Source organism: Streptomyces sp. MH60, assembly GCF_002939385.1.
Lineage (GTDB): Bacteria > Actinomycetota > Actinomycetes > Streptomycetales > Streptomycetaceae > Streptomyces.
Genome location: NZ_MULI01000001.1, coordinates 298,145 through 320,419 on the forward strand (window position 1 = coordinate 298,145; position 22,275 = coordinate 320,419).

Below are 22,275 nucleotides of genomic sequence, written 5' to 3' on the forward strand. Positions count from 1 at the left end.
AGAATGCCCACGACACCGATCACCGGCGCCGGAGGGCCAGATGACCGCAGCCCGTGGACGGACGGGGCGACCGCCGCTGACCGACGAACGCAAGGCCGCCATCCGGCTGGAGATCGCTCGCGCCGCGGTCGGCCTGTTCATCGCCCAGGGCGTCGCCGCGACCACGGGCGAGCAGATCGGGCAGGCGGTCGGCGTCTCGGCACGGACGGTCTGGCGGTACTTCCCGACCAAGGAGAGCTGCGTACGGCCGCTGTTCTCGACCGGCATCGACATGATCGCCGCCGCGCTGCGGGAGTGGCGTCCCGGCAGGCCCCTCCAGGAGGCCTTCGACCACGTGTGGACCAACGACGAGGAACTGACCGGACCGGACGTCGGTGCCCTGCTCCGGCTGACCCGCACCGAACCGGGCCTGCGCGCGGTCTGGCTGCAGACCCGCGACGAAGCGGAACCCGCCTTCGCGCGCGCCCTCGCCGAGCGCGCCGGGCTGCCCGGCGACGACGTACGGCCTGCCGTCTGGGCCGCCATGCTCAACGCCGCACTGCGCGCAGCCGTCGAACACCACGCCTACCGATCGGCTGAGCCGGACTCCGGCCCCACGCCCGCCCGAGCCGACCTCGCAGCCACTCTGCGCACCGCCTTGGGTCTCGCGGCGGCCGGGCTCACCTGACTCGGACATCGGCCAGGATGACGCGCCCTGGCCGCCCGCCGGTCGTCCGGGCGGAACCGAGGTGCCTCGGCGGGCCCCGGTCGGGTAGCGTGCGGGCCATGTCGAGTCCTGAGTCGGACGAGGTGGGGGCTTTCGGTCACGCCGTCAGCCCCCTGAACCACTGAGCGCACAGCCCTGCCGTCGCGCCGCATTCCGCGGTGGGACGAGTGCCCCTGGGGGCCGACCGCGGTGACGAGAAGACCTCCTCGTGCCTCTCCTCACCTCGGAGCCACTCGATGCCTTTCCCGCTGTACCTGCTTGCCCTGGCCGTCTTCGCCATGGGCACCTCGGAGTTCATGCTCGCCGGTCTCTTGCCGGACATCGCCTCGGACCTCGACGTCACCGTCGGGACCGCAGGCACGCTCACCTCGGCCTTCGCGGTCGGCATGGTCGTCGGCGCCCCCCTGGTGGCCGCGCTTGCCCGCACTTGGCCCAGGCGCTCCAGCCTTCTGGGGTTCATCCTCGCCTTCGCCGCGGCCCACGCCGTGGGCGCCACCACCGCCAACTTTCCGGTGCTGTTCACGACCCGGGTCGTCGCCGCGCTCGCGAACGCGGGGTTCCTCGCCGTCGCTCTGACGGCCGCCGCCGCTCTGGTCCCGCCCGACAGGAAGGGGCGTGCGCTGGCCGTACTGCTGTCGGGCACGACGGTGGCCACGGTCGCCGGTGTCCCCGGCGGATCGGTACTCGGCGCGCTGCTCGGCTGGCGGGCCACCTTCTGGGCCGTGGCCGCCCTCTGCCTGCCCGCCGCCATCGGCATCCTCGCCGGACTCCCCGCACACCGTGCACGGAACGAAACGACTGACGGACCCGCCCTGCGAACGGAGCTCGCCCAGCTCACCAGGCCGCGATTGACCCTGGCGATGCTGCTCGGCGCGCTGGTGAACGCGGCGACGTTCGCGAGCTTCACCTTCCTCGCCCCCGTGGTGACCGGCACCGCCGGGCTGGACGAGCTGTGGATCCCTGTCGTCCTGGTGCTCTTCGGTGCCGGTTCCTTCGTCGGCGTCACCGTCGCCGGGCGGCTCTCCGACCGGCGCCCCGGCCTGGTCGTCACGGCCGGCGGTCCGCTGCTGCTCCTCGGCTGGCCTGCCCTGGCCCTGCTGGCCGACGAGCCGGTCGCCCTGTTCCTCCTCGTGTTCACGCAGGGCGCGCTGTCCTTCGCGTTGGGCAGCACGTTGATCACCCGGGTTCTCTACGAGGGCGCGGGAGCCCCCACCATGGCCGGCTCCTACGCGACCGCCGCCCTCAACGCCGGCGCCGCCGTAGGCCCCCTCGCTGCCGCGACCACCCTCACCACCGCGGCCGGGGACCGCGGCCCGCTGTGGACAAGCGGCCTCCTGGTCGCTGTCGCCCTGCTCATCGCGCTCCTCTCCCGTGCCGTGATCACCACTGGCCAAGGCGTCGAGACGCTCCAGTGACGCGCGTGGGGAACCGCCAACCGCCTTCGGCCATGACGCGGCGGTGCTCGCGAGGGGCGCCGTGCGGGGGCTCAGCCTGTGACGGCGGCGGTGGTCCCGGCTGACGCGGTGACGGCCGCGACGGTTCGGAGCACCGCGGTGTTCACCGCTTCGGCGCCCCAACTGGACTGCTCGAGCTGCTTTCCGCGCCGGTGGACCGCGCCGGACCACGGGATCACCCGGTGCAGGCCCGGCAGGGTGCCGCTCGCGGAGAGCAGGCCGGCCAGCGCCGCCGTACGGTCGTCCGGCTCCGCCCCGTCGACGAGGACCGCGCGCACGCGTGCCACCAAGGCATCCTTGTGCCCGGTGTCGGCGGGGCGCATGACCGTCGTACGGATGACGCCCAGCCTGCGCCTGCTCTCGCGGCGCAGCATGCCCCGCTCCACGAGGCGGTCGAGCACGGTCTCGCGCAGCCGCAGCCCGGTGCCGAGCTCGATGAGGAGGGTCTGCACGCCGCGCACGCGTTCGGCGACCTTCTCGGCTGCGGCCCGCAGGACGGGATCGGACGGTGGCTCACCTTCGACGGCGTGCACCCGCAGGCCGTTCAGTCCCTTGTCCGCCTCGTCGACCCTGACGCGGCCGGACCGGGCGAGTTCGACGAGCACGGCGCCGCCCAGGGTGTAGTACAGCGTGCCGGCCCCCGCGACCGTGCCCGACCTGTCGTCGAACATCAGCAGCATCAGGTCCTCGACGAGGAGCGGGTCTTCGCGCATGGATCCTCTTCCGTCTTCCGCCATCGGGCCCCGCACCTGCAAGTACGACTTGCCTGCCGGGAAAGCCAAGGGTAACTTTCCCAGTAGGAAAGTCCAGCGGGACGCAACAACACACGGGGAGGCGGTGACCGTGAGCACACCGGTCGACGCGGAACAGGCATGGAGGGACCTGCAGCGCATTCGGGTGCCGCAGGAGCGGGTGTACGACGAGGTCGAGCGGTCGGCGTCCGGCGGGCCCGGCGCGACCTGGGCGACGGCCTCGATCATGTGGGTCTTCCTGGTCGTCACCGGTCTGGAGCTGCCCAAGTGGGGTGTCTGGCTGGCGCTCGGCGGATATCTCGTGGTGCTGGGCGCGCTGGCCCGGACCTACAGCCGCAGGAGCCGGGTCCGCCTGCACCACTCCCGCTGCGACTGGCGGATGCTCGCGAGCTTCGTCGCGGGAGCGGTGGTGACCGGCGGGACGATCGTGCTGTCGGGCCGGCTGGTCGAACCTCTGGAGCCGATGACGGGCGCGTTGGTCCGGGCCACGGTCTCGGCGTCCGTGTTCGTCCTGTTCGTCGGGCCGTTGACCCGGTGGTCGATGAGCTCCCTGCGAGGCCGAGAGGGACGGCCGGCCGGCGAGGGGGCGGGCAGGTGAGTGTTCCCGCCGGCTTCGACGAACTGATCCATCCCGCCACCCGGCTGTCGGTGGTCGCGCTGCTCGCCGCCACCGAATGGGCCGACTTCGCCTTCGTGCGCGACAGCCTCTCGCTCAGCGACTCCGCGCTCTCGAAGCAGCTCCACACCCTGGAAGAGGCCGGATATCTGGAGCTCCGCAAGGTGGGCGGCGGCCGCAAGCGGCGTACGAACGTGCGGCTGACGGACCGGGGGCGCGGCGCGTTCGAAGGACACGTCGCGGCCCTGCGGGCGATCGTCGAGGGCACCGGCACACCGGCACCGGCACGGCAGCATCCGACGGAGGCGGCACGGTGACGCGCCGGCACACGTCCGAACAGGCCGTCGTCGAGACCCGCGGCGTGACGATGACGTACGGCGGTGTCGACGTCCTGCGCGGTGTGGACCTGGACATCCACCGCGGCGAGGTCTTCGCCCTGCTGGGGCCCAACGGCGCCGGGAAGACCACCACCGTCGAGATCCTGGAGGGCTTCCGGCGGCGTTCCGCCGGTGACGTCCGCGTCCTGGGCACCGACCCGGAGCGGGGCTCCGACGGCTGGCGCGGACGGATCGGACTGGTCCTGCAGTCCTGGCGCGACCATCCCCGCTGGCGGGTCGCCGAACTGCTCACGCACTTCGCGACGTACTACCCCGACCCGCGCGACCCCGCCGAACTGCTGGCGCTGGTCGGCCTCGACGAGCAGGCCGGCCGGCAGGTGAACCGGCTCTCCGGCGGTCAGCGCCGGCGGCTGGACGTCGCGCTCGGCATCATCGGCCGCCCCGAGCTGCTCTTCCTCGACGAGCCGACCACCGGCTTCGACCCCGAGGCGCGGCACGAGTTCCACCTCCTGGTCGAGCGGCTGGCCCACGACGAGGACGTCACCGTGCTGCTCACCACCCATGACCTGGTGGAGGCGGAGCGGCTCGCCGACCGGATCGCGATGCTGGTCGGCGGCCGTATCCGTGCCTGCGGCACCCCGGCCGAACTGGCCCGGCGGGCCGCTGCCGAGGCCGAGGTCCGCTGGACGGCCGACGACGGGACGCCTCGGCGCGAACGCACGGCGGACCCGTCGAAGCTGGTCTGGGAACTCCACCGGGACGCGGACGGGCCGATTCCCGGTCTGGAGGTCCGCCGCCCGACGCTGGAGGACACCTACCTGCACATGGTGCACCGAGCGGGCGATGGCCCGGAGGGGGAGACGCGGGCCGCATGAGGGGAACGAAGGGAACACCCATGACGGGGCACTGGCGTGCCGGACTCCAGCGCGGCGGCATCGAACTGCGTCAGCTGCTGCGCAATCCGAAGGAGCTGTTCGGCCATCTGACCAACGTGGTCGTCGCGCTGGCCGTCGCCGCCTTCGTCGGCGACGACGTGCCGGGCACCCGGACGCCGATGGCCCATCTGGTGCTGGCCGGCTTCGCCGCCTACCTGCTGTTCCAGATCGGGCTGGTCAGCCTTCCGCAGATCCTCGTGACCGAGCGCGAGGAGGGCGCCCTGCTGCGGCTGCGCGCCACCCCGGGCGGGATACGGGCGTACCTCGTCGCCAAGTGCGTGCTGGTGGTCGTCACCGCGCTCGGCACCCTGGCCCTGCTCCTGCTGACGGCGGCCGTGTTCGTGGACGGGCCGCTGCCGCACGGACCGGCCGGCTGGCTGACCCTGCTGTGGGTCACCACGCTCGGGCTGCTCGCCGTCGTACCGCTGGGCGCGGCGATCGGCGCCGTACTGCCCAACCCGCGCGAGGCGCTGGCGCTCATCATGCTGCCGGTGATGGGGCTGCTGGTCACGTCAGGGACGGTGTTCCCGATCACCTCACTGCCCGTGCCGGTCCAGCAGGTGGCCTCGGTCTTCCCGCTCAAGTGGATGGCGCAGGGCCTGCGTTCGGCGCTGCTGCCCGATGCGGCGCGCACCGCCGAGGCGGCAGGATCCTGGGAGCTGCCCATGGTCGCCCTGGTCCTCACCGCCTGGACCGTCCTCGGCTTCCTCCTCGCCGTCCCCCTGCTGCGCCGCGCCGCCCGCCGCGAGTCCGGTTCCCGCCTGAGCGCACGCCACCGCAGGGCGGAACAGAGCGGGGCCCTGTCCGCGTAGGTGCGGGCCGGGAGGGTGGAGAGCAGGTGGTCCTCCGGGCGGGCGGGGTCAGGCATAAGGAGCGCGTGGGCCGGCGGCGGAAGTCGACGCGGTGATGGCCCGGGACAGGCCAGTCGGGCCGGACCGGCGGCGCGCCCCACACTTCGAATTCGAAGCAGTAGACTCCGTTCATGCCTGATTCACCGCCCTCGCTCGACCCTGTGCAGCTCGGCGCCTACTTCGACCTCATCGAGGTGACGAGCCTGCTCCGGCATGCGGTCGAGCAGCAGCTGCGCGAAACCGGCGATCTCAGCTATGTGCAGTTTCAGCTCCTGGCCCGGCTCGGGGACTCGCCGACGGGCAGCCACCGCATGACCGACCTGGCCGACGGTGTCGTCTACAGCCGCAGCGGCCTGACGTACCAGGTCGGTCTCCTCGAAAAGGACGGCTTGGTCGTCCGCGCTCCCTCGCCGGACGACGAGCGGAGCATCACGGTCACCATCACCGGTGCCGGGCGCGAGCTGCTGGCGAAGGTGCTGCCGGGGCACGTCGAGGTGGTCAGCGGCCTCCTGTTCGCACCGCTTTCGCGCGACGACGTCCAGACGCTCGCCGGCCTACTGGCGCCGGTGCGCGACCACATGCGCTCGACGCCACCCCGCTCGGCCGCGCCTCGCCGCCGCAGAGGGAGACCGTGAAGGCCGAGGTCTCCACGGGTGCCGGTCGGCAGCCCGTCGCAGGTCGGACACCGTCAGGCGGCCGGGCGCGTCAGCAGGCGCCGCGATGCGCTCGATGCGATATCCGGCTAGGAACGGCGAGGAGCCTCACACGGTGAACTCCCTTATCACCGTGTCCCGGAACACCGCCCCGCCATCGACGGTGAACAGCGCGAGCCGGTCGTCGATGAGGTACGGGAACGCCTCCGAGGTGTGCACATCACGCCCGTCGTCCACGAACATCTCCACCGACGTGCGGTCCACCAGAACCCGCAGCCGCACCCGCCGCGCCGACGGATCGAACGGGCTCCTGCTCTCCTGCCAGCGCCCCGAGGCGTCCGGGTTGACGGTGGGCCTGCGGTTGAGGAAGGCGTAGTCGCGGTAGACCCCCGCGTCGACGTGGCGGCCGCCGTCGTTGGAGCGGCGCAGTTGGAGACCCGCACCGGTGAGCTGGTCCCAGGTGATCTCGCAGCTCACCTCGTAGGCGGTGCCGCGGTAGTCGAGTACACGTGTGCCCTCGACCGCGAGGTCGCCCAGCCGCACCGTGCGCGAGACGTAGCGGTCCAGGGCGGCGATCGGGCGGGAGGCGAGGTAGTGGGTGCCGGTGGCGGCGCGCTTGAGGGTCACCTCGCGGACGATGGAGTCGGTGCCGTTGAAGCCGTCGGTGTCGATGGTGGGTGTGATGTTGGCGTAGTCCCAGTTGTTCAGCCAGCCGATGGCGTAGCGGGCGCGCTCGTCCAGGATGCCGCCGCCGTCCCGTTTCTCGAAGGTGACGGCGCCGTACCAGTCCCAGCCGTGGTCCAGCCACTGCGGGTCCGGCGCGTCGGGGACGAAGGCACTGCCGTCGAAGGCGCCGGTCCAGTAGGCGTAGGTGTTGGGCAGCCCGGCGCCCTTGGCGTTGGCGCTCACGCCGAGCACCCACTTCACGGTGCCGTCCTCGGAGGTGATCCGGAACAGGTCGGGGCACTCCAGGACGCCGATGCCGTCCTTGACGAACCCGCCGGCGTACGTCCACGCCTTGAGGTCGGCCGAGTGGTAGAAGCCCACCTTGTTGTTCTCGGCGAGCGCCATCACCCACCGGCCGCGCTCCTCGTCCCGGATCACCTTCGGGTCGCGGAAGTCGCGGCCGCCCGGATTGGGCAGCACCGGGGCGGTGCCGTGAGGGCGGAAGGTGCGGCCGCCGTCGGTGGAGTAGTACAGGTACTGGGCCTGCGCACCGCCTGCCGGTTCCATGGTCGCGAGCACGATCACCGCGCCGGCACCGAAGCCCGCCGTGTCGCCCGTGTCCACCACCGCCGACCCCGACCAGACGTCCCCGCCCGGCGTGGTGTCCTTCGGGACGGCGATGCCGCGGTCGGTGAAGCGGACCAGGTCGGTGCTGGTGGCCAGGCGCCAGGCGGTGCCCGCCGTGGTGCCGCCGGCGACGTAGTCCGGGTTGTACAGGTAGTAGTAGTGGTACTCGCCGTCGATCCAGACCGGACGCTGCGGGTCGTTCTTCCACTGGTCGGGGACGGTGAAGTGGTACGCGGCCCGGTAGCGGGCGCAGGCCGGGGCGGCGGCCCGGGGTTTCGCGGCGGCGGTGCCCGCCGTGGGGAGCAGCGCGGCGCCCGCACCGGCGGCGGACCCGGCGAAGAGCGCTCGTCTGGACAGTCCACGCATCACACATCGTTCCTCTCGATCGAGCGAGCCCCGGAATCAGAGGCTCCGAACGGCGGCTCTCGTGGAACCAGGACTGTAGACCTAACTCGTTAAAGGTCAAGTGGTTCCCGAGTCTTGACAGGGCTGCGGCGGGGTTCCCATCATCATCGGCATCAGCTCTCGACTAACACGAGTTAGGTACGTCCGATGACCGACTCGCACACCCGCCGCAGCCTGCTGCGGTACGGCGCCTACGGGGCGGCGGCCGCCGCACTGGCCGGTGCCGCTGCCTCTTGGGACCGGCTCACCGCGGCCGACATCCCCGGCCGCGACGACGGTTCCCTCGTCGTGGCCACCCTGGGCCCCGCCTACGGTCCGGCCGCCGTGCGCGCCCTCACCGAGGGCTTCGCCGAGCAGTACCCCGACATCAAGCTCCGGATCAACGCGGTGCAGGCCGTCGACTGGTCGGACTTCTTTGCCAAGATCCTCACCCAGATCGCCGCGGGCATGGCCCCCGACCTGGTCTACGTCGCGACGGAGGGCGTGCAGCTGTTCGCGCAACGGCTCGGGGTGCCCCTGGACCACTGGGTCCGGCGGGACGCCGACGAACTGCGGGAGTACTTCGCCGACGTCCACCCCTCACTGGTGGAGTCGATGATGTACGAGGGCAGCCTCTACCAGCTCCCCGTGGAGTTCAACGCGGCCGACATGTACCTCAACCGGCAGGTGCTGCGACGGGCCGGCGCGGAGCGTCCGCCGGCCGACTGGACCCGCGACGACTTCACCGCACTGCTGCGCCGGATGAAGAAGTCGAGCGACTCCCACTTCACGCCGTACTTCTGGACCAACCGGCTGTGGGGCGGAGTGGTGCCCTGGCTCTTCGCCAACGGCACCAACCTTTTGGCCGAGTCCAAGGCGCCCGGCGGCGACTGGCTGTGGGACGCCTTCTACCCGGCGCGACAGCGGCGGGGGCGCGGCGGCGGCTTCCGCTGGACCACACCGCAGGCGACCGGCGCCCGCTTCGAGGAGACGTACGAGTACCTGGCCTCCCTCATCGAGGAGGGCCTGTGTACCCGTCCCGAGGGCGGCAACGGGCAGAACCTGGTCGGCGTGTTCTCCACGGGCCGGGTCGGCGTGACGCCCGCGGGCGGCTTCTGGGCCGGCGGCCTGCACCAGGCGGGGATGCCCGCCGACAGATACGACGTGCAGTACTTCCCACGCTGGCGCACTCAGCGCCACCAGTTCGGCGCTGCCGGCTACGCGCTGCTGCGCACCTCGAAGCGGCAGGAGGAGGCGTGGGAGTTCATCAAGTACGCCGCCCGCAAGGACACCCTGACCCGGCTGTTCACCACCAACCAGACCACCCCGGCGCGCCGCTCGATGCTGACCGCCGACCGCTACCGGGAGACCGGCCCCGAGGGCTGGCGGGTCTTCTACGACACCCTCGACCGCTTCCCCGACACCGGACCCATCCCGGCGCCGCCCCAGGTGGCCGAGGTCGAGCAGGTGCTCCTGAAGCACACCGGCACCGCCCTGTCGTCCCCGCGCGCGGTGCGTCCGGCGCTGCGCCGGCTCCAGGGCGACCTGGAGAAGGCCATGGAGCGTGACGTATGACGCACACTCAGATCACCCCGGTCCGGCCGGAATCGCGGTCCAGGCCACTGGCGGCCGTGGTCCGTCCGTCCGCGCGGGAGCGCGGCACGCGGCTGCTCGCCGCTCTGTTCCTGGCACCGACGATCGTCGGCATCGTCGTCTTCACGGTCGTCCCCATCGTCGGCTCGGTGGTGCTGAGCCTCTTCCACTGGAACGTGATCGACGATCCGAGCTTCGCAGGGGCGGCCAACTACGGCGAGGTCTTCGGCGACTCGACGGTGCTGGTCTCCTTCCGCAACACGCTGCTGTTCATGGTGCTGGCGGTCGCGCTGCAACTGCTGATCGCGCTGGTGCTGGCGATCGCGGTGAACGGGCGGATGCCGGTGTGGCTGCGGTCGGTGTTCCGGTCGGCGTTCTTCTTCCCCCTGGTGCTGTCCGCGGCGTCCATCTCCGTGGTGATGAAGTACCTGTTCAACCAGGACTTCGGGCTGGTCAACTGGCTCGTGGGCCTGGTCGGGATCGCTCCGGTGCCCTGGCTGACCTCGGAGAACGGGGCGATGGCCACGGTGATCCTGGTCTATGTCTGGCAGCAGTTCGGGTTCTCGTTCCTGCTGTTCGTGGGCGGCCTCAACAACATCCCGAAGGAGGTCCACGAGGCCGCCGCCCTGGACGGCGCCACCGGACTCCGCAAGCACCTGCACGTCACCCTGCCGCTGCTGTCGCCGACCCTGCTCGTGGCGTCCGTGGTCGGCATCATCAACGCGCTCCAGGTCTTCGAGCAGCCGTACGTCCTGACCAACGGCGGTCCCGGCGACTCCACCCGCACCGTCGTGATGGTCATCTACGAAACCGCCTTCGAGCAGCTGCGCTTCGGCACCGCGTCCGCGGTGGGCGTGCTGCTGTTCGTGCTGATCATGGCGGTGACCGCCCTCCAGTTCCGGCTCAGCCGGCGTTTCGTCCACTACCAGTGAGCTGGGTGAGTCCCATGAGCCACACGACCCTGACCACCGGCCGGGTGCGTCACTCCCTCGCCCCATGGGCGCGGATCGCCGGACTGGCCGTCTGCGCGCTGCTGACCCTCGGCCCGGTCATCTGGACCGTCTCCACCTCGCTGCGCACTCCGGCGGAGTCGTTCGACCTGCCGCCGCAGATCATCCCCTCGCAACCGACCGGCGAGGCCTACCGCGGAGTCTTCGCGCAGATCGACGTCTGGCTGCTCGCCCTCAACTCGACGCTCGTGACGGCGCTCGTCGCGGTCGGGCAGATGATCACCGCGGGACTCGCCGGATACGCCTTCGCCCGCCTGGAGTTCCGCTTCAAGAAGCCGCTGTTCGCCCTGGTCCTGGCCACCATGATGGTGCCGTTGCAGGTCACCATCGTGCCGGTGTTCCTGGTGCTGAAGTCCATGGGGCTGACCGACACCCTGCTCGGCCTGATCGTTCCGGCGTTCCCCACCGCGTTCGGCACCTTCCTGATGCGCCAGTACTTCATGGGTATGCCGAAAGACCTGGGCGAGGCGGCGATGCTGGACGGAGCGGGCCCGTGGCGGGTGTTCCGTTCGGTGTACGCCCCGCTCGCGGCGCCCGGGCTCGCGATCGTCGGCGTACTGGCCTTCAACTACCACTGGAACGAGTTCTTCCGCCCGCTGATCCTGGAGACCTCCGGCCAGAACTACACCCTTCCCCTGGGGCTGGTCTCCCTCCAGGGCAACCTCGGCACCGGCTCCGTATCGGTGGTGCTCGCCGGTGTGGTGCTGTCCATGATCCCCGCCGTCGCCGTGTTCGTCGTCGGCCAGCGCCCTCTCCGCGAGGGCATCACCTCCGCAGGAGTCAACCGTTGAGCCTCGACAGCGACGCGCCGCGCTTCCGGGTCCGACCGCCCGCCAACTGGATCAACGACCCGAACGGTCCGTTCCGCTGGGGTGACCGGTACCACCTCTTCTACCAGCACAATCCGCACGCGCCGGTGCACGCCGACGTCCACTGGGGCCACGCCTCCAGCCAGGACCTGGCCCGCTGGCAGCACCATCCGATCGCGCTCACCCCGACACCCGGCGGGCCCGACGAGGCGGGCTGCTGGTCCGGCTGCGTGGTCGACGACGACGGAGTCCCGACAGCGGTGTACACGGGCGTCGACCACCACCACACCGGCCTCGGCACCATCTGCCTGGCCCGTGCGGCCGACCCGGGCGACCCGGCGCTGACCGAGTGGAAGCCGTTGCCCGAGCCCGTTGTACCCGGCCCGCCGCCCGGCCTGGACGTGGTGATGTTCCGCGATCCGTTCGTCTTCCGGCACGTCGGCCGCCGCTGGGCCCTGGTCGGCGCGGGTCACGCCGACGGCACGCCCTCGGTCCTGCTGTACGACTGCGACGACCTGGCGGACTGGCGGTTCGCGGGTGTGCTCCTGGACGGTGACGACCCGGTGGCCGTGGACGCGTTCGGCGACCAGGCCGTCGGCTGGGAGTGCCCACAAGCGCTGGTGACCCAGGGAGGGGACTGGGTGCTGGTGGTGTCCCTGTGGGACGGCGACCCGAGCGCGACCGGCTACCTGACGGGCCGTCTGGGACCGTCCCCGGAGCACGGGTTGCGGTTCACCGCCCGCACCGGCGGCCCTCTGGACCACGGTCGTGACTTCTACGCGCCGGCCCTCCTGCAAGAGCCGGAACGGGCCCTGATGTGGGGCTGGTCCTGGGAGTCCCGCGAGCCGGGCGAGGCCGAGCGGGCCGGCTGGGCCGGCGTGCTCACCGCGCCACGTGTCGTCGACGTCCACACCGACGGCAGCCTGCGGATCCTGCCCGCGCCGGAGCTGGACACGCTGCGGGCGCCGGAGCCCTTCGTCACCGAACCGTGCGTCGGCACACGGCTGCCGGACGCGTACGACCTGACGGTCACCGCCCGCACGGTCACAACGGTCCGCCTGGGGGAGGGGCTGGCGCTCCGGATCGACCCCGAGACGGGGGCCCTGACCGTACGGCGCGCCGGGCGGCCCGCGCCGGTCGAGGTCCGGGTGGCGCGCGGCGCGGAGCTGAACGTCCGCGTCCTCGTCGACGGTTCGCTGTACGAGGTGTTCGCGGACGACCGGGCCGTGGTGACCGAACGGGTCTACCGCGGCCCCGGCGACGCCCCCCGACTGACCGTCACGGGAGCCGACGCCACCGTCGCCGCGTGGGAGCTGGTCGGACCGACCCTGAACTGAGCACCGGGCACCGTTGCCACGCCCGCCCCTACACGGTCGGGACCGGACCCACCGACGACCGGGTCACCACCGGGCAGGCCAGACGGCGGACCCTGGCCGGTGGGGTGCGGCCGGTGGTGATGGCGTCGAGGAGGAGGCGGGTGGCGGACTCGCCCATCCCGCGGTGCGGAAGCGCGATGGTGGTGAGGGACGGCGTGAGGAAGGCGGCCATGTGCTCCTGGTCGTCATAACCGATCACCGACAACTCGGCGGGGACGGTGACGCCGAGCCGGGTCGCGGCGTGCAGGACGCCCGCCGCGACCCGGTCGTTGTAGCAGAAGACGGCAGTGGGACGGCGGGCCGGTTCCACCTCGTCGAACAGCCGCATGGCGCCCTCGTATCCGGCGGCGATCTCCCCGCCGGTGCGTACCACCCACTCCTTGGGGACGGTGACGCCCTCGGCGCGCAACGCGTCACGGAAGCCGCCCAGCCGCTCCACGGACGCGATGTCGTCCAGTCCCCCCAGGTAGGCGATCCTGCGGTGCCCGTGGTCGAGCAGCAGCCGGGCCGCCGTACGGCCGCCGGCCCGCTCGGCGGGAACCACGGCGGACAGGGAGCCGTCCTCGGGCAGGCAGTTGGCAAGGACGGAGTGGGTGCGGTGCAGTCCCTCGGGGACGCGGACCCGGCGCAACGACATGGCCGCATAGATGATGCCGTCCACGCGCCGGTCCAGGAGTTCGGCGACGGCCGCGTCCTCCTTGGCGCGGTCGCCGCCGGAATCGATGGTGAGTACGAGGTGTTCGCTGGCCCAGGCCGTCTCCATCGCGCCGCGCAGCAGCCGGCCCGCGAACGGGGAGGACGCGATCTCGTCGGTGACCAGCCCGATCACGGCCGTGCGCCGACGGCGCAGGCCGCGGGCGACGGGGTCGGGCCGGTACCCGAGCTGAGCGGCGGCCAGCCGAATGCGTTCCTGGGTGGCGGGGGAGAGGTTGCCCTCGGCGCGGCCGTTGAAGACGAAGGAGACGGCGGTGTGCGACACGCCGGCGAGCCGGGCGACGTCCCGTGAGGTGGGACGCCCGGTTCCCGTCGTGGGTTTGCCCTCTGCGTTCGTCATGGCACCCGCTGTCCTCTGCTTCCCCCGCCCGTGCGGCTGATCGCTGCTCAGCCTAACGGGAGAGGTCCGGTGCCGACGTCTCCGTACGCCGGTGGTCTGGGCAGCTGCCGGGGGAGCGAGGGCGGGACCGGTGCATCCGGGTCCCGAAGGGGGCTTCGGCCCTCATCGGGCGGAGATCACCGAGGTCGGCGCGGCTCCTGGACCAGCAGGCCCCGCGGAGACCGTACGCGTGGCGACGGACGGACGGCTCGTCGTGGACATCGCGCGGCGGAGCCGCACATCGCGGAAACGGGGATTGCATGTGCCGTAGCGGCATGTGGTCCAGTAGGCGGCGAGCACGACATCGAGAGGTTCCCCCGCATGCCCCTTCCTGCGATTCCCCGCCGGGTCAAGATCGGCGATGCCGCCGCGTTCGCCGGCACCACCCCCCGCGCCATCCGCCACTACCACGCCATCGGGCTCCTCGCCGAACCGGAACGCGGCAGCGACGACCGCCGCCGCTACGGATACGACGACATGGTCCGCCTGCTGTGGATCCGCAGGATGGCCGATGCGGGTATCTCCCTGGATGACATCCACGCCGCCTTCAAGGGCACCACGGACATCGAGCTGTCCCTGGCCCGTCTGGAGGAGGCCCTCGCTGAAAAGGCGGCCGCCATCGAGGCCCAGCGGGCCGCCGTGAACCATCTTATGGAGGCGGGCAGCCCTCTGGGCCTGCTCTCACCGCTGGTCACTGGCCTCCTGCGCGAGCGGTCCCCCGGAGCCCTGCGCTCCGCCGACCTCGACACCCTCCTGGTCACGGAGCGCATCTTCGGCCCTCTGGGCGCCGCCGGCCAAGCCAACCGGTTCATCGTCCTGGCCACCCACCCCGAACTGAGGGCCGAGGAGGACCGACTGGCCGAGGCCGAGACGGCCCTGGACGACACCGTGTCCCCTGACGACTGCCGCGTCGAAGACCTGGCCGCCCAGCGATGTGATCACGAGACCGCCCTGGCAGCCGCCGTCGAAGGATCCGGCCTGGAAGAGGCCCTCGACGTCCTTCTGGACCGGGAGGACGAGCACGCCGGCGAGGAAGGGGACGAGGTGAGGATGAGCGCGATGGAGGCCCTCGGCAAGATGCCGTACGACTTCTCCCCGGCCCGGATCCGGTACGAGGAACGCGTCATCGAACTGCTTCACTCGGCCGATCAGGACGGTGACACGAACCCACCGGCCTGCTGACTGACATCGGCCCCCAGGGCCCGCCAAGAGCGACCCGGGCGGGTGTAGCGGGAGCGTAATTCCGCTTCCCCTGACGGTCGTTGCTGGTCGGCCGGACGGGCTTCAGCGGATGCGGTCGTAGACGAGGGCGAGCGTGCCGTGCTCGCCGGCCGCTTGGCCGGCCAGCGTCCAGCCTCCCCGCGGCAGACCGTCGTCGAAGAGGCGCGGCCCGTCGCCGAGGGTGACCGGGAAGATCGTGAGGGCGAGTCGGTCGACCTCGTCGGCGGCCAGCAGTGCCTGGATGACGCTTGCGCTGGACAGGACGAGGATGTCGCCGCCCTCGGTCTTCCTGAGGTCCGCGGCTGCCTCGGCGGCCGGCTTGTCGACCAGGGTGGTCCGCTCCCAGGGCGCCTGGCTGAGGGTGGACGAGAGAACGACCTTGTCGGTGTCGACGAGCCACTTCGCGAAGCCCTCGTCCCGCGGGTCGGCACCGTCCATGCCGATGACGGTCGGCCAGAAACCGAGGAAGCCCTCGGCGTTGACCCGACCGAGGAGCGCGGTCGTGGCCGACTGCCAGAGCGTGGTCAGGTGGTCCCGGGCGACGTCGGTGACGGCGTACGGCATCACCCAGCTCATGTCCAGAGGGTCGCGACCGGCGTAGCGGCCGTCGAGGGAGAGGGCCATGTTGGTGACGATCCGGCGGCTGCTGTCGTGGTGGCTCACTTCGTACTCCCGGTGGTGGGGTCGGTGTCGACGTTGTCGTGCGCGTCTGCGGTAAGGGTCGCCGCGAGCTTGTCGAGGCTCTGACCGAAACCGGTCTCGATGCCCGCGACGAAGTCCGCCGAGTCGACCGTGCTGTCGGTGATCCGCCAGCTGACGTCGAGGTCCGTGCCGGTCCCGGTGGGCCGGCAGGTGAGGGCGACGTGTGCGGTGAAGGCCGGAGCGCCGTCGGGAAGCAGGGGCGAGAGCCGGTAGGCGAGGCGCTCATGAGGGTGCACCTCGTCGACGGTCCCTTCGGCGCGTCCAACCGTTGCGTCGCGGCCGTCCGTGTCCTCTGCATCGCGGTAGACCTGCAGGATCCGTCCGCCGGGCCGAGCCTCGAAGACCAGCTCGCAGACGTGCAGGTCGTCGGGGCTCCACCAGCGGGCGAGCAGGGCGGGCTCGGTCAGGTGGCGCCAGACCAGCTCGGGGCGGTCCGCCAGCCGCCGGTGAAACCCGAACGAGCGGCCGTCGGCCCACCCGGCCTGCGTGGCGGCGTGCCGTTCGGTTCGCATGCCGGCCCTGTAGTGCTCGTGGGTCGCGCCCGGCCCGCCCGCCTGCTCCGCGGTGTCGGCGAGTCGGCTCAGCTCGGCCGCCAACTCCCGCAGCGCGGCGGGCCTGAGCGTGTTGATGCGGCGCTGGCCGATGCGTTCGGAGACCACGACACCGGCGCGTTCCAGGGTCTGCAGATGCTTGGTCGTCTGAGGTTGACGTGCCCCGGCCAGCTGGGCAAGGACCCCGACGGGGCGGGGCCGCTCAGCCAGCAGTTCCACGAGCCGCCAGCGGACCGGGTCCGCCAGCGCGGTGAGGAGTGCGTCCATGGAGAATAGTATTCCTGGAAACGAATATTCGTGTCAAGGAATAATTTGTCGCTCGGCTGAGGAGCGAGCGCGCCCCGGTCCGGGCCACGCGGACGCGTTCCTGGTCCGGGCGCCCTGTCATCCGGACGCGGGTGTTCGGCCGGCCCGCCATTCGGGCGCCTCCGCGGTGTCGGTGAACTCCAGGAGGTGTTGACCGGCCAGGCGCTGCAGTGCGGTGCGGACTTCGGTGGGGGTGGTGTAGAAGAACTCGCGCCGCAGATTTACCCGGTTGACGCGGCGGTCTTCGAACTCCTGGTGCAGCCGCCGCTCCAGCCCCACCGCGTCCTCACTGAAGATCAGCGCGTGGACGTCGAAGCGGAACGGCACTGAGGCGTCGCCGAGTTCGTTGACCCGGTCCATGGGGTCGAGACGCCGGGTCAGTCCGATCTTGACCATGCGCTCCCCGAACGCGCCGATGTTGGAGATGACGTACACGTAACCGGCGCGGATGTTGGCCTCGCGCGCGTCCACCGCACGCAGGTCGTCACCGAGTTGCTGCGCAGCAAAACAACCCCCCGCCTCGGCGGCGGACTCCGAGCGCCCCGTGCGGCCTTCACCCCTCGGCCATGTATCCGTCGTCCGCGAGTTGCCAAGGTGATACGCGCCCTCCGCCTGCGTTCTCGATCATGTGACGTCGTCCCAGTGGTGGGTGCGGTCGCGAGCCCGACGTCGGATGCGGCGTCGGCTTGGTCCGCTTCCTGACGAAGGAGACCATGCGTGTACGCGTTCACACGACGCCGTTCCAGTGTCGTCGCGGCGACGGCGACCCTGGTGTTCACCGCCGCCGTCGCGGCCGTACCCCCGGCGGATGCCTCGGCGCTCGCCGGACCGCCCGAGGTCGTTCCCCGGGCCGAGACCGCCGCGCTGTTCGACGACGACGAGGGCGGGAACGCGAACGCCGACGATCCGGCGATCTGGCGCAACTCCGCCGATCCGGACGCGAGCCTCGTCATCGCCACGGCCAAGGAGGGCGGCCTGCGGGTCTACGACCTCGACGCCCGGCAGGTGCAGTCGGTCCCCGCGCCCGCCGCGCCCGGAGCGGACGACGCTCCCGGCCGCTACAACAACGTCGACCTGGTGCACGGGATGCCCTTGCGTTCCGGCGCCACGGACCTGGCGGTCGTCAGCGACCGTGGCAGCGACAAGCTGCGCGTCTACCGCGTCGACGGCGACCGGCCGCACGCCCCGCTCACCGATGTCACCGACGCCTCGGCGCCATGGATCTTCTCCGGCTCGCAGGAGGAGGTCAACGAGGAGAGCACCGCCTACGGCCTGGCCACGTACACCGACTCCGCGACCGGCAAGTCCTACGCGCTCGTCAGCCAGAACGCGACCACCCGCATCGCGCTGCTGGAGCTGACCCCGACGCGCGGCGGCAAGGTGTCCTACCGGAAGGTCCGCACCCTGGACCTGCCCGCCGCCTTCACGATGCCCGACGGCACGAAGTGGTCCCCCTGCGGGGAGCCCGGCGAGGGCCCGCAGGTCGAGGGCATGGTCGTCGACCCGGAGACCGGCACGCTCTTCGCCGGGCAGGAGGATGTGGGTGTCTGGCGGCTGCCGGCCGACCTCAAGGGCAGGCCGGTCCTTCAGGACAGGGTCCGCGAGTACGGTGTGCCGGCCACCTACGACGAGGCGTCCGACGAGTGCGTGGCGGGTGACGGCCCCGGGTTCGGCGGCAGTCACGTGTCCGCCGACGTCGAGGGCCTGACCCTGTTGAAGCAGGACGACGGGGACGGCTACCTGCTCACCTCCAGCCAGGGCGACGACACCTTCGTCGCCTACGACCGCGAACGGTCCGACGGCTACGAGTACGAGGGTGGCTTCCGGGTGAGTGCCGCGTCCGAGTCACTGGACGGTTCCGAGGAGTGCGACGGCGCGGACGTACTCGCCGAGCCTCTCGGCAGCCGGTACCCGAACGGCCTGCTCGTCGTCCAGGACGGTCACATGGCTCCGGAGGACAGTGACCGCGAGGCCACTGGCTTCAAGTTCGTCGACCTCGCCGACGTCCTGGAGGCTCTCGACGACTGACAGCCGATCGGACTCGGCGCCGCGCACCAGATCGCCGGGACCGCTCACCGGCATCGAGACCACCCGCCGGACCCGCATCGGCCACGACGGCATCGAACGCCTCCGCGCCGCCGGGCCCGGGATGGCAGCCGGCCCCCCGACGGCCATCCCGGGCCCGGCGCCCGCCTACCGGAAGCCGAGGTGCGGATCGGTGCCGGCCAGCTCACCGCTGACGGCCCAGAGACGAGCAGCGACAGCTGGATCGGCCATATGAGCCGGGACGGGCTCACGCCTCGGCGTGCCACGCAGGCCGAAGATCCGTGGACCCCACAACTCCCCTCCCCGCACCCCCGAGTCGAGGACGGCACGGACGACGGGCCACGCTCCGGCGCCCTTGCCCTGCACCAGGAGGCCAGCGGGCGCGGCGCGCAGCCGTTCGCCGGCAGTCGTCACGCGTACCGGCGGGCGGGACGGGGTGAGGGAGTCCAGTGCGCCGCCGGGGTGGGCCACCACACTGAGCACCGTGCTGCCGACGGCCCGCAGGCGCCGGTCGAGTGCGAAGCCGAAGCACATCTGCGCCAGCTTCGACCGGCCGTAGGTGCGCTTGGGCCGGTAGTCCCGGCTCGACTGCGGGTCGTCCAGGTCCAGGCGCTCGGACCGCGCCGCGAAACTTCCCACCGTGACGATGCGGCCCGCCGGCGCTGCGGACAGCAAAGGGGCCAGCCACTGGGTCAGCGCGAAGTGGCCGAGGTGGTTGGTCCCGAACATCAGCTCGTGGCCGTCCCCGGTCTCCCGACGCGGCGGGTCGTCGAGCGCGACCCCTGCGTTGTACGCCACCGCGTCGAGATGATCGAGGTCCAGCCTGTCCACGGCGGTCTTGAGGGACGTCAGGTCGGCCAGGTCCAGTGGGAGATGCCGCACCTGCGCGCCGGGGACGCGCGAGCGGATCGAGGCCATGGCGGCGTCGGCCTTCGCGCGGTCCCGGCTGCCGAGTACGACGACGGCGCCGGTGGCGGCGAGCTGCTCCGCGGCGAAGTAGCCGATCCCGGCGTTGCCCCCGGTGACCAGGAAGATCCTGCCCTCCGCGGACGGCAAGCGGTGAACGTCCCACGATCGGCTCTGGGGTACGGAAGACACGGTGACAGGCTCCTTGCGCTCTGGGGCAGCGTGCTCGTGGCGAGCACCAACCCGCCCAAGATCGCAGCCGCCACCGACATATCGCCGACAGATCAGGCCCGTCGCCCGACAGATTCCCGACACCTGTCCTCCGAGGCCCCGTTGCCTACCCCGCCCCCGGTCGTGCCGTCAGGCGCCAGAGGGACGTGGTCTCGGCGCTGCGTGCCAGGTGGAGTGGATCGGTGGCGTCCCTGGAGCGCGGGTGCCGGGGCTTGGTGTCCATCCTGCCCACTACGCGGAGGCCTGCCGCGTGGACGGCGTCCAGCAGTTGCCGTCGTGGGCGAAGGCCGAGGTGCTCTGCGAGGTCGGACAGGACCAGCCAGCCCTCGCCACCTGGCCGCAGGTGGCCGGCGAGCCGGGTGAGGAAGCCGCTGAGCATGGCGCCGTCCGGGTCGTAGACGCCCTGTTCGACGGGGCCGGTCGGTCGGGCGGGAAGCCATGGCGGATTGCACACGACGAGGTCGGCGCGGCCTTCGGGGAACAGACCGGGGCCGCACACCTCGATGCGGTCGGCCAGCGCGAGCCTGTGGGTGTTCTCCCTGGCGCAGGTCAAGGCGCGTGAGCTGATGTCGGTGGCCACGACACGGTTGACTCCGCGGCGGGCCAGCACCGCGGCCAGGACTCCGGTCCCGGTGCCGAGATCGAACGCCGTACCGGTGGCGGGACTGTGCCGGATCGCCGACGGCAGCGGTGCGTGGGCGACCAGGTCGACGTACTCGCCTCTGACCGGGGCGAAGACGCCGTAGTGGGGGTGGATACGGGCACCCAACGCGGGCACGTCAACCCCTTTCACCCGCCACTGGTGGGCGCCGATCACTCCCAGCAGTTCCCTGAGGGACACGGCCGTGGGTCCCTTCGGCGCACCGTAGGCCTGCAGACAGGCCTGGCGGACATCGGGGGCCCGGCGCAACGCCAGGGTGTAGTCGTCGTCCAGCAGCACCAGGAGCTTGCCGAGGACTCGGGCGCGGTGGCGGCTGTGACGCCGGTAGAGGTGGAAGGACTCGCTCGGGGAAGAACCCGACCCGGGCGCTTTGCGGTCGATACGGCGGCCGATCGCTCGCAGCAGCTGCCGGGCGTTGTGGAAGTCGCCCCGCCAGAGGAGGGCTGTTCCCTCGCAGGCCAGACGGTAGGCGTCGTCGGCCTTCACCCGGTCGTCGGCGACGACGGTTTGCCGGGGAAGAGGGCTGGCGTTCTCGGAATGCCACCGGGCGGTCTGGTGTGTGTGGTCGTCGGTCCAGCGAATGGTGGACACCACGTACTCCTCGTGGTCGAACGTGCAAGGGGCACGAAGAGCACTTCGACGAGGAGCAGACCGAACCCACGCCCGTCCGAATGACAGCAGTGACAGGCGTGTGCGTTGAAGCAGGGAGTCGTTACCGCTCTGGCGTCGAAGCGCGAGAGCGGATGTCCCAGACGACCATGCCGAGCATCGGGGTCAGACCTTCCGGAGGAGTGGCAAGCAGACTCGCACAGGTGCTGCCGTTGTTCCAAACCTTCCGGTCGGGCCGGGTCAGCGCGGCGAGGCAGCGGCGGTGCCCACCCGGGATCGGTGGGTGAGGATCTCCGCGTGGTGGTCCGCGGCCCAGCCGATCAGCTGCATGACGATCTCGCGCAGGCCGCGGCCGAGCGGGGCGAGGGCGTACTCCACACGCGGCGGGACCTCGGCGTAGTGGGCCGTTCTCCAGGACGGCGATGATCAGCATGCTCCACCAGTCGCCACGGGAGGCGTACACCCGACACCCGCTCGGCTCGGCCGGCAGGCGGCCGGAGCCCGCAAAGGGTGCCCCGGCCGGCGTGCATCTGGCGAGATGTGCCAGTCACCGAGAGCGGAACGAACCAGTCCGCCTCAAGCTCCGTCATGGTCATGAACTGATCGGGAGCCGCGCCCGGGGGTCCGAACCTCCCCTGGGTCATGCGGCACCCGGTGAGACGGAGCGCACGTTCCAGAAGGAGCCCACTGATGCGATTCAGCATGTCGAGCCGACGCAACGCCGCTACGTCGACGCGGCAGCGGCAACTGCCCTGGTACTCGGGCGTGGTCATGGTCGTGGCCGCGCTGACGACCGCCTGCACGGCACAGGGCGGTGGCGGGGAGGCCGAAGGGTCGTGCGCGATCGCCGCCCTGTACGGGGGCCGCACCTATACGCAGGTGGACAACGTCGACTTCACTGTGGGCGAAGCACTTGGCCCCGCCGAGTTCCCGCCCTGCGATGACACGCCGGGCCACGACGACGATGCCGCAAGGCCCGAACCGGGCACGGCCTATGCCGTCGACGGCTTGGATCCCCGCGTAGCCATCGCGATGCGGTACACCTCGGACGAGATCATGCTCCTCGCCGTCCAACCCGGTGGCAGCCTGCCCCCAGAGATCAAGGCCCTGACACGAGGCTAGGGTGGGATCAGGCGTGCGGACCCGAGGAAGACGCCTGTATCACCACTGCTTCCGGCG

At 71.4% G+C, this 22,275-nt stretch carries 23 protein-coding genes; 14 read left to right on the forward strand and 9 right to left on the reverse strand.

All coding sequences use genetic code 11. The annotated features are described in order from the left end of the window. The first annotated feature begins 40 nt into the window (after positions 1-40). Together BZZ08_RS01375 and BZZ08_RS01380 are read left to right on the forward strand one after the other, a co-directional pair. Positions 41-667, forward strand: coding sequence for a TetR/AcrR family transcriptional regulator (locus tag BZZ08_RS01375; protein WP_104630245.1), 627 nt, complete (start codon positions 41-43; stop codon positions 665-667). Between the two features lie 275 nt (positions 668-942). After that, a complete protein-coding gene (locus BZZ08_RS01380) occupies positions 943-2,121 on the forward strand; it encodes a Cmx/CmrA family chloramphenicol efflux MFS transporter (protein WP_104630246.1) in 1,179 nt (392 codons plus the stop codon). Between the two features lie 71 nt (positions 2,122-2,192). Here the strand turns inward: BZZ08_RS01380 and BZZ08_RS01385 are convergent, their stop codons facing one another. Then, a complete protein-coding gene (locus BZZ08_RS01385; protein ID WP_104630247.1) occupies positions 2,193-2,873 on the reverse strand; it encodes a GOLPH3/VPS74 family protein in 681 nt (226 codons plus the stop codon). 124 nt (positions 2,874-2,997) lie between these two features. Here BZZ08_RS01385 and BZZ08_RS01390 point away from each other — a divergent pair, with 124 nt between their 5' ends. The 5 genes from BZZ08_RS01390 (at position 2,998) to BZZ08_RS01415 (ending at position 6,287) form a co-directional block, all read left to right on the forward strand. Then, positions 2,998-3,510 (forward strand): hypothetical protein, encoded by a 513-nt coding sequence (locus BZZ08_RS01390; protein WP_104630248.1) that lies wholly within the window; start codon positions 2,998-3,000, stop codon positions 3,508-3,510. Further along, positions 3,507-3,845, forward strand: a complete 339-nt coding sequence (locus BZZ08_RS01395) for a transcriptional regulator (RefSeq protein ID WP_104630249.1) — start codon at positions 3,507-3,509, stop codon at positions 3,843-3,845. Before BZZ08_RS01390 ends, BZZ08_RS01395 begins: the two co-directional genes overlap by 4 nt. Positions 3,846-3,895: 50 nt before the next feature. After that, a complete protein-coding gene (locus BZZ08_RS01400) occupies positions 3,896-4,741 on the forward strand; it encodes an ABC transporter ATP-binding protein (protein ID WP_104630365.1) in 846 nt (281 codons plus the stop codon). Positions 4,742-4,761: 20 nt separating this feature from the next. Then, positions 4,762-5,613, forward strand: a complete 852-nt coding sequence (locus BZZ08_RS01405) for an ABC transporter permease (RefSeq protein ID WP_104630250.1) — start codon at positions 4,762-4,764, stop codon at positions 5,611-5,613. A 170-nt stretch (positions 5,614-5,783) separates the two neighbouring features. Then, positions 5,784-6,287: a MarR family winged helix-turn-helix transcriptional regulator gene (locus BZZ08_RS01415; RefSeq protein WP_104630251.1), complete on the forward strand. Its 504-nt coding sequence runs from the start codon at positions 5,784-5,786 to the stop codon at positions 6,285-6,287. A gap of 126 nt (positions 6,288-6,413) precedes the next feature. On the opposite strand, the gene BZZ08_RS01420 is transcribed toward BZZ08_RS01415, so the two are convergent. After that, complete coding sequence (locus tag BZZ08_RS01420; RefSeq protein WP_104630252.1) at positions 6,414-7,964, reverse strand: glycoside hydrolase family 32 protein; 1,551 nt, start codon at positions 7,962-7,964, stop codon at positions 6,414-6,416. Positions 7,965-8,150: 186 nt separating this feature from the next. Between BZZ08_RS01420 and BZZ08_RS01425 the strand changes: the two genes are divergently transcribed. Genes BZZ08_RS01425 through BZZ08_RS01440 form a run of 4 tightly spaced genes read left to right on the forward strand, consistent with a single transcriptional unit; the run spans position 8,151 to position 12,731 of the window. Then, on the forward strand, positions 8,151-9,557 hold the full coding sequence (locus BZZ08_RS01425) for an extracellular solute-binding protein (protein WP_104630253.1): 1,407 nt from the start codon (positions 8,151-8,153) through the stop codon (positions 9,555-9,557). Further along, complete coding sequence (locus BZZ08_RS01430) at positions 9,554-10,507, forward strand: carbohydrate ABC transporter permease (protein ID WP_104630254.1); 954 nt, start codon at positions 9,554-9,556, stop codon at positions 10,505-10,507. Before BZZ08_RS01425 ends, BZZ08_RS01430 begins: the two co-directional genes overlap by 4 nt. 14 nt (positions 10,508-10,521) lie before the next feature. Continuing rightward, positions 10,522-11,376 carry a carbohydrate ABC transporter permease gene (locus BZZ08_RS01435; protein ID WP_104630255.1) on the forward strand — a complete coding sequence of 285 codons (855 nt, stop codon included), beginning with the start codon at positions 10,522-10,524 and terminating at the stop codon, positions 11,374-11,376. After that, entirely contained in the window at positions 11,373-12,731 is a 1,359-nt protein-coding gene (locus BZZ08_RS01440) for a glycoside hydrolase family 32 protein (RefSeq protein WP_104630256.1), read from the forward strand. The genes BZZ08_RS01435 and BZZ08_RS01440 overlap by 4 nt, the downstream gene beginning before the upstream one ends. Before the next feature lie 28 nt (positions 12,732-12,759). Here the strand turns inward: BZZ08_RS01440 and BZZ08_RS01445 are convergent, their stop codons facing one another. Next, positions 12,760-13,824 carry a LacI family DNA-binding transcriptional regulator gene (locus BZZ08_RS01445; RefSeq protein ID WP_104630257.1) on the reverse strand — a complete coding sequence of 355 codons (1,065 nt, stop codon included), beginning with the start codon at positions 13,822-13,824 and terminating at the stop codon, positions 12,760-12,762. 360 nt (positions 13,825-14,184) lie between these two features. Between BZZ08_RS01445 and BZZ08_RS01450 the strand changes: the two genes are divergently transcribed. Beyond that, entirely contained in the window at positions 14,185-15,045 is an 861-nt protein-coding gene (locus tag BZZ08_RS01450; RefSeq protein ID WP_104630258.1) for a MerR family transcriptional regulator, read from the forward strand. Between the two features lie 102 nt (positions 15,046-15,147). On the opposite strand, the gene BZZ08_RS01455 is transcribed toward BZZ08_RS01450, so the two are convergent. The 3 genes from BZZ08_RS01455 to BZZ08_RS01465 form a co-directional block, all read right to left on the reverse strand. Continuing rightward, a complete protein-coding gene (locus BZZ08_RS01455; RefSeq protein ID WP_104630367.1) occupies positions 15,148-15,708 on the reverse strand; it encodes a dihydrofolate reductase family protein in 561 nt (186 codons plus the stop codon). Positions 15,709-15,743: 35 nt separating this feature from the next. Continuing rightward, entirely contained in the window at positions 15,744-16,604 is an 861-nt protein-coding gene (locus BZZ08_RS01460; protein ID WP_104630259.1) for a metalloregulator ArsR/SmtB family transcription factor, read from the reverse strand. Between the two features lie 117 nt (positions 16,605-16,721). Next, positions 16,722-17,114: a GIY-YIG nuclease family protein gene (locus BZZ08_RS01465; RefSeq protein ID WP_241965309.1), complete on the reverse strand. Its 393-nt coding sequence runs from the start codon at positions 17,112-17,114 to the stop codon at positions 16,722-16,724. 246 nt (positions 17,115-17,360) lie between these two features. Here BZZ08_RS01465 and BZZ08_RS01470 point away from each other — a divergent pair, with 246 nt between their 5' ends. Continuing rightward, complete coding sequence (locus tag BZZ08_RS01470; protein ID WP_104630260.1) at positions 17,361-18,671, forward strand: phytase; 1,311 nt, start codon at positions 17,361-17,363, stop codon at positions 18,669-18,671. Between the two features lie 165 nt (positions 18,672-18,836). On the opposite strand, the gene BZZ08_RS01475 is transcribed toward BZZ08_RS01470, so the two are convergent. From BZZ08_RS01475 to BZZ08_RS01485, 3 genes are all read right to left on the reverse strand, one after another. Then, on the reverse strand, positions 18,837-19,787 hold the full coding sequence (locus tag BZZ08_RS01475; protein ID WP_104630261.1) for an SDR family NAD(P)-dependent oxidoreductase: 951 nt from the start codon (positions 19,785-19,787) through the stop codon (positions 18,837-18,839). A gap of 145 nt (positions 19,788-19,932) precedes the next feature. Then, positions 19,933-21,078: a methyltransferase gene (locus BZZ08_RS01480; RefSeq protein WP_104630262.1), complete on the reverse strand. Its 1,146-nt coding sequence runs from the start codon at positions 21,076-21,078 to the stop codon at positions 19,933-19,935. Positions 21,079-21,336: 258 nt separating this feature from the next. Further along, positions 21,337-21,474 (reverse strand): hypothetical protein, encoded by a 138-nt coding sequence (locus BZZ08_RS01485; RefSeq protein ID WP_241965310.1) that lies wholly within the window; start codon positions 21,472-21,474, stop codon positions 21,337-21,339. 312 nt (positions 21,475-21,786) lie between these two features. On the opposite strand from BZZ08_RS01485, the gene BZZ08_RS01490 reads away from it, so the two are divergent. Next, positions 21,787-22,218 (forward strand): DUF6281 family protein, encoded by a 432-nt coding sequence (locus BZZ08_RS01490; RefSeq protein ID WP_104630263.1) that lies wholly within the window; start codon positions 21,787-21,789, stop codon positions 22,216-22,218. Positions 22,219-22,275 lie beyond the last annotated feature (57 nt).